The 6,343-nt window shown below is 61.6% G+C and carries 7 protein-coding genes and 1 pseudogene; 3 read left to right on the forward strand and 5 right to left on the reverse strand.

Going from position 1 to position 6,343, the window contains the following annotated elements; all coding sequences use genetic code 11:
• The 3 genes and pseudogenes from EN884_RS39695 to EN884_RS21220 all read left to right on the forward strand — a co-directional run.
• Positions 1-134 (forward strand): annotated as a pseudogene (locus tag EN884_RS39695) (ABC transporter permease); the annotation flags it as partial.
• Entirely contained in the window at positions 134-1,054 is a 921-nt protein-coding gene (locus tag EN884_RS21215) for an ABC transporter permease (protein WP_024503273.1), read from the forward strand. The pseudogene EN884_RS39695 and the gene EN884_RS21215, both read left to right, overlap by 1 nt.
• A gap of 49 nt (positions 1,055-1,103) precedes the next feature.
• On the forward strand, positions 1,104-2,171 hold the full coding sequence (locus tag EN884_RS21220; RefSeq protein ID WP_013531647.1) for a BMP family ABC transporter substrate-binding protein: 1,068 nt from the start codon (positions 1,104-1,106) through the stop codon (positions 2,169-2,171).
• Positions 2,172-2,218: 47 nt separating this feature from the next.
• Here EN884_RS21220 and EN884_RS21225 read toward each other — a convergent pair whose 3' ends face one another.
• The 5 genes from EN884_RS21225 to EN884_RS21245 form a co-directional block, all read right to left on the reverse strand.
• Positions 2,219-3,325, reverse strand: coding sequence for an acyltransferase (locus tag EN884_RS21225; RefSeq protein ID WP_063168007.1), 1,107 nt, complete (start codon positions 3,323-3,325; stop codon positions 2,219-2,221).
• 108 nt (positions 3,326-3,433) lie between these two features.
• On the reverse strand, positions 3,434-4,747 hold the full coding sequence (rimO, locus tag EN884_RS21230) for a 30S ribosomal protein S12 methylthiotransferase RimO (protein ID WP_013531645.1): 1,314 nt from the start codon (positions 4,745-4,747) through the stop codon (positions 3,434-3,436).
• A gap of 136 nt (positions 4,748-4,883) precedes the next feature.
• Positions 4,884-5,546: a TerC family protein gene (locus tag EN884_RS21235; protein ID WP_013531644.1), complete on the reverse strand. Its 663-nt coding sequence runs from the start codon at positions 5,544-5,546 to the stop codon at positions 4,884-4,886.
• A gap of 181 nt (positions 5,547-5,727) precedes the next feature.
• Complete coding sequence (locus EN884_RS21240; protein WP_032808257.1) at positions 5,728-6,135, reverse strand: DUF930 domain-containing protein; 408 nt, start codon at positions 6,133-6,135, stop codon at positions 5,728-5,730.
• Positions 6,136-6,191: 56 nt separating this feature from the next.
• Positions 6,192-6,343 (reverse strand): DUF2161 family putative PD-(D/E)XK-type phosphodiesterase (locus tag EN884_RS21245; RefSeq protein WP_245491961.1); only part of this gene is annotated, 152 nt, incomplete at its 5' end.

Raw genomic sequence — 6,343 nt, forward strand, 5'->3', positions numbered from 1 at the left:
GCATGCTTTTGTTCTTCGTGCTCGGCTGCGACACGCTCATCCACTACCGCATACGTCTGGTCGGCCTGGCGCTGACCAAACCGGAAGGCGTGGCCAAACTCGAAGCCGCACCGAAGCTGAAGGAAGCCCGTTGATGGACATCACCGTAAACATCCTTCTGACCATCGCCACCGCGGCAACGCCGCTGCTGATCGCGGCAATCGGTGAGCTGGTGGTCGAGCGCTCCGGCGTACTCAATCTCGGCGTCGAAGGCATGATGATCATGGGCGCCGTCGGCGGCTTCGGCGCAACCTATCTCACCGGATCACCCTGGATCGGCCTTTTGGCGGCCATTGCCATGGGCGCGGTGTTCTCGCTGCTGTTTGCCGTCATGACGCTGTCGCTGGCCACCAATCAGGTGGCGACCGGCCTGTCGCTGACGCTGCTCGGCCTTGGCCTGTCCGGCATGATGGGCACCAGCTTCGTCGGCCAGCCCGGCGAAAGGCTGCCCAACCTCGACATTCCCGGCCTGACGGAAATCCCTGTGGTCGGCAGGCTGCTGTTTGGCCAGGATCCGATCTTCTACATCTCGATCGCACTGACCGCCGCCGTCATGTGGTTCCTGTTCAAGACCCGCACCGGGCTGACGCTGCGTTCGATCGGCGACAGCCACACCTCGGCGCATGCGCTTGGCATCAAGGTCATCCGCTACCGATACCTCGCGGTCATCTTCGGCGGCGCCTGTGCCGGTCTCGCCGGCGGCCATCTCTCGCTGGTCTACACGCCGCAATGGGTGGAGAACATGAGCGCCGGCCGCGGCTGGATCGCGCTGGCGCTGGTGGTGTTCGCCTCCTGGCGGCCATGGCGGGTGCTGGCCGGCGCCTACATCTTCGGCGCGGTATGGATCGGCCAGCTTCATGCACAGGCTTTTGGCATTCCAGTGCCCTCACAGTTCCTTTCTTCGCTGCCCTATCTGGCAACCGTCGTGGTTCTCGTTCTAATCTCGCGCAACAAGCGTCTGACGATGATGAACACGCCGGCTTCCTTGGGGCAGCCATTCGTTCCGGATCGTTGACAACAAAAACAAACGGGAAGCTCCAAGGCTAACTCAGAGAGGTAACACGATGAAAAAACTGCTTATTGCCCTGATGACCACGACCGCCGCCATGTCGCTGGCAGCGACGGCCGAGGCCGCGGACAAGCTGAAGGCCTGCTGGGTCTACACCGGCCCGATCGGCGATTTCGGCTATTCCTACCAGCACGACCAGGGCCGTCTCGAAGTGGAGAAGGCGCTCGGCGACAAGGTCGAAACCGCCTATCTTGAAAACGTCTCGGAAGGCCCCGACGCCGACCGCGCTTTCGAGCGCCTGGCACGCGAAGGCTGCAAGATCATTTTCGGCACCTCCTTCGGCTTCATGGACCCAGAAGTGAAGGTCGCCAAGAAATTCCCGAAGGTGATGTTCGAGCACGCCACCGGCTACAAGACATCTGACAATCTCGGCATCTACAATGCGCGTTTCTATGAAGGCCGTTATGTGCTCGGCCAGATCGCCGCCAAGGAATCGAAGGCAGGCGTTGCCGGCTACATCGTTTCCTTCCCGATCCCCGAAGTGGTGATGGGCATCAACTCCTTCATGCTCGGCGCGCAGTCGATCAACCCGAACTTCAAGGCCAAGATCGTCTGGGTGAATTCCTGGTTCGATCCGGGCAAGGAAGCCGACGCCGCCAAGGCGCTGTTCGACCAGGGTGCCGACATTATTGTCCAGCACACCGATTCGACCGCTGCCCTGCAGGTGGCCGAGGAGCGCAAGCTGCACGGCTTCGGCCAGTCCTCCGACATGATCAAGTTCGCGCCGAACGCGCAGCTGACCTCGCTCACCGACGAATGGGGTCCCTATTACATCAGCCGGGTCCAGGCAGCCCTCGACGGCACCTGGAAGCCGGACAATGTCTGGCTTGGCATCAAGGACGGCGCGGTCAAGCTCGCCCCCTACACCAACATGCCCGACGACGTGAAGGCGATGGCGGAGGCCACCGAGAAGAAGATCGCCGGCGGCTGGAACCCCTTCACCGGGCCGATCGCCAAGCAAGACGGCACGCCGTGGCTGAAGGATGGCGAAGTCGCCGATGACGGCACGCTGCTCGGCATGAATTTTTATGTGAAGGGTGTCGACGACAAGCTGCCGCAGTAAGTAGCGCAAGAGATCGAAATGAGGAGGGCGCCGCGAGGCGCCCTTTTTCATTCGGCGGGCTGCGCTCCGGCTGAGACGCGACGAAATCGCGCCAGGCCAGCATCGACCGCGCGGCCGAGCCAAATCCTCAGCAGCCGCTGTGCGGGTCGTTCGCAGGCGCGCCAGATTGCCCACGAAACGAAAAGCATAAGTGCGCCGCAGCCAAAGGCGGCAAACCATTTGCCGATAAGGGGCGTTGCCGCATTGATGACGAGATAGCCGATGTCCTGGTGCAGCAAATAGAGCGGATAGGTCAGCCCGCCCAGCGCCAGGGTGAGCCCCGATGCCCTGATACGGCCGCGCAGCAGCACCGCACCGATCAAGGCCGCGTGCATGACGACGTTGGCGATGACCAGATTGGCCGACGAAACGGCAATGCCGTAGTGGCCAAGCATCCAGTGCTGCGTCACCGACAGCGTGCCGCAGGAGATCAGGAACGCGGCGGCAAGCAGCAGCATTGCAGGCAGTGAACGGCCATGCGCATGCAGGTGGTGGACCAGCACGCCGGCGGCGAAGAACGGTCCAAACTCGGTGATGAACAGCAGCCTGGCGGCGCCGCTGCCGATGAAGAACTCGTTCAAGGCCGAGATCGCCAGCCAGATCAAGATCAGCTCCAGCTTGCGTTTCTGAAACAGCCCGGTGAGCAGCGCCAGCGTCACCCAGCCGTAGAACACCAGCTCAAGAACGATCGACCAGTAGACGCCGTCCATGAAGGGCTGGCCGAACGCCGGCGCGAACATCGACAGATTGGCGGCATACTGAACGAAAGAGGCCGAAAGCAGCGGCGACCCGGCAAGGAAGACAATCGCGAAGGTGATCGTCATGCAGAGCAGGAAGCCCGGATAGAGGCGAACGAACCGCGCGACCGCAAACTGGTCCCAACTGCGGTTTTCCGCCGACCAGGCAATGACGAAACCGCTGATCAGGAAGAACAGATTGACGCCGAGATAGCCGTAGAGGGCGAACGGTGCCGCAAGCGGATAACCCTCAGCCAGAATGCCCTCGGCAGCCGCGCCGCGAAAGAAATAGTGGAAGAACACGACAGCCATCGCCGCGACCAGCCTGAGCAGGTCCAGCGTCGCAATGTAATTTTGTTCCGCAGGTCTGGTGTTCATCCGCATTTCCCGCATCTACGGTCGGCAAACCATAGAGCGGATCGCGGCTGAGCGGGTTAAGAGGCCTAGATTATCGCCAGATGTAGTAAATTTACGCGGAACGAGGCGTCAGACCGCCGAACCATAGAGGTCATAGGCGTCGGCACGGTCGATCTTGACGGTGACGATATCGCCTTGGCGCAGCGGACGACGCGACTGGATGTGCACCGAGCCATCGATCTCGGGCGCGTCGTATTTGGTGCGGCCCTTTGCCGATGTGCCATGCGCCTCGTCGATCAGCACCGGGAGGCGCTTGCCGACTTTTCTGGCCAGCTGTGTCGCCGAAATCTTCTGCTGACGCTGCATGAAGCGGTGCCAGCGCGCCTCCTTGATTTCCTGCGGGACCTGTTCGAGACCGAGATCGTTGGAGCGGGCGCCGCGGACCGGCTCGTATTTGAAGCAGCCGGCGCGGTCGATCTTGGCTTCATCGAGCCAGTCGAGCAGCATCTCGAAATCGTCATCCGTCTCGCCGGGGAAGCCGACGATGAAGGTCGAGCGGATGGCCAGATCCGGACAGACCTCGCGCCAGCCGCGAATGCGCTCGAGCGTCTTTTCGCCATGCGCGGGCCGGCGCATGTTTTTCAGCACCTGCGGCGAGGCATGCTGGAACGGGATATCCAGGTAAGGGAGGATCTTGCCCTCCGCCATCAGCGGGATGACGTCGGCGACATGCGGGTAGGGGTAGACATAGTGCATGCGCACCCAGATGCCGAGCTTGCCCAGTTCCTCCGAAAGATCGAGGAATTTTGCGCGCACTTCACGGTCGCCGAACATCGACGTCTGGTATTTGATGTCGATGCCGTAGGCGCTGGTGTCCTGCGAGATGACCAGAAGTTCCTTGACGCCAGCCTTGGCCAGTTTCTCAGCCTCACGCAGCACATCGGCCGCCGGCCGCGAGACGAGGTCGCCACGCAGTGCGGGAATGATGCAGAAGGTGCAGCGGTTGTTGCAGCCTTCGGAAATCTTGAGATAGGCGTAGTGACGCGGCGTCAGCTTGACACCCTGCGGCGGCAGGAGATCGATATAGGGATCGTGCGACGGCGGTGCGGCCTCATGCACCGCGGCCATCACGCTCTCATAGGCCTGCGGCCCGGTGATCGCCAGCACATTGGGGTGCTTTTCGCGAATGACGTCCGGCTCGGCGCCCAGGCAACCGGTGACGATCACTCGGCCGTTTTCCGAAAGCGCGGAACCGATGGCGTTGAGCGACTCGTCGCGGGCGGAATCGAGAAAACCGCAGGTGTTGACGACGACGAGGTCGGCGCCGTCATGCTTGCGCGCGATTTCGTAACCTTCGGCGCGCAGGCGCGTGATGATGCGCTCCGAATCCACGAGGGCCTTCGGGCATCCAAGACTGACAAAACTCACGCGGGGAGCGGACATAGAGGGTTTCCGGGCTTTTCAGGATTGCCGGCGCAGTACCACACTTATTGCGGCATTGGTATGGGCAGGCCCGCGATGCGGCAAAACGCACGGCGGTCTTGCTTCGACGGAGTGAAGACGCGGATGTCCGCCAGCTTCAGCCGACCACGTTGTTCACATGTGGCCAGACCTCCACCGCGCCGCGATAGACCATGTCCAGCGCGACATAGAGTATGATCAGCAGGCCGACATAGGCGATCCAGCGGTGGCGATGCAGCAGCTTGGCAATGAAGGTCGCAGCCAGCCCCATGAGCGCGATCGACAGCACAAGGCCGATGACCAGCACCGGAAAATGATCACGCGCCGCTCCAGCCACCGCCAGCACGTTGTCGAGCGACATCGACACATCGGCGACGACAATCTGCAAGGCAGCCTGGCCAAGGGTCTTGCGCTTCGACTTGCCGGCGACTGCTTGGTCACTGTTGAGGTCCGAATTCGACAGCGCCTCGGTCGCTTCCAGCTCATCGGCATGTGACGTGCGCAGCTCGCGGTACATTTTCCAGCAGACCCACAGCAGCAGGATGCCGCCGGCCAGCAGCAGGCCGACGATCGCCAGCAGCTTGACGGTAATTGCGGCAAAACCGATGCGCAGCACCGTTGCCGCAATCACGCCGATGAGGATCGCCTTCTTGCGTTGGTCAGCCGGCAGGCCGGCAGCGGCAAGGCCGATGACGATCGCATTGTCGCCGGCCAGCACGAGGTCGATGGCGATGACCTGGAGCAGGGCGGTCAGGCTGGCAGCGCTGAAAAAAATGTCCATCGACCGGAAGCCCTTGCTGATTTTGCCGAGTGTTCGTCGATTACCCAGAGGCCCTAACTTGGTGGTCCCTTGGCGTCAAGGGATCACGCGTGGCGCCATCACCGAAGCATCGCTACGTCAAGCCAGATCCAATGCTCGCGGCACTCGCCGACAGCCAGGCAAAACCATGGCCGATCGCCAATCAATCGTAGAGATTATACTTTGCCCAGTCGGCTTCCGGAATCTCGTCGCCGATCCGGTAGCGGAGTTGCAAGACTTCCATATGGTCCGGCCCGGTCTGGCACTTGAATTTCAGCCTGTACCACTGCCCCTTGCTGCGAAACGCAGCACCCGGGCTCTTGATTGCATCGGCGCCCATCTCGGGCGTGGCAAAGGCGTAGGCGACGACGCGATCGGCTTTGAACTTGCGATCGTCATGGGTGATGCGGTCGAGCACTTCGGCGTCGCAACGCTGTTCAAGGCGAGTTTGGGGATCGAGTTTCATCAGTCCGGCGCGCAATGCATTGTCCATTGCGCTGGCTGGAAAACTCAGTGTCACTGACGCCAAGGCGGTCATGCAGAGCTTCTTCATGGGCGGGACAAGCAACATATTTTGTCGGAGAAATCAACCGAGCGGACCGCCTCGGACGCTGCGGGAATCTTCAATCATATGGCTGCTGCGTTCAAAATTGCGTGTCGGGATTCGTCGTGCGATGCCTGCGGCCAACGGATCAAAGAGGCACGGCCGGCATCGGTAAGATCGTAGAGGCCGCGGTCGACGCGCGCGAACCAGCCATAGACATTGTGCTGCAGGATCT

The organism is Mesorhizobium sp. M7A.F.Ca.AU.001.01.1.1 (assembly GCF_004022735.1).
Classification (GTDB): Bacteria; Pseudomonadota; Alphaproteobacteria; order Rhizobiales; family Rhizobiaceae; genus Mesorhizobium; species Mesorhizobium ciceri.

Coding starts and splice junctions, on each gene's coding strand:
- EN884_RS21215 (WP_024503273.1), top strand. CDS start 134: ATGGACATCACCGTAAACATCCTTCTGACCATCGCCACCGCGGCAACG.
- EN884_RS21220 (WP_013531647.1), top strand. CDS start 1,104: ATGAAAAAACTGCTTATTGCCCTGATGACCACGACCGCCGCCATGTCG.
- EN884_RS21225 (WP_063168007.1), bottom strand. CDS start 3,325: ATGAACACCAGACCTGCGGAACAAAATTACATTGCGACGCTGGACCTG.
- rimO (WP_013531645.1), bottom strand. CDS start 4,747: ATGTCCGCTCCCCGCGTGAGTTTTGTCAGTCTTGGATGCCCGAAGGCC.
- EN884_RS21235 (WP_013531644.1), bottom strand. CDS start 5,546: ATGGACATTTTTTTCAGCGCTGCCAGCCTGACCGCCCTGCTCCAGGTC.
- EN884_RS21240 (WP_032808257.1), bottom strand. CDS start 6,135: ATGTTGCTTGTCCCGCCCATGAAGAAGCTCTGCATGACCGCCTTGGCG.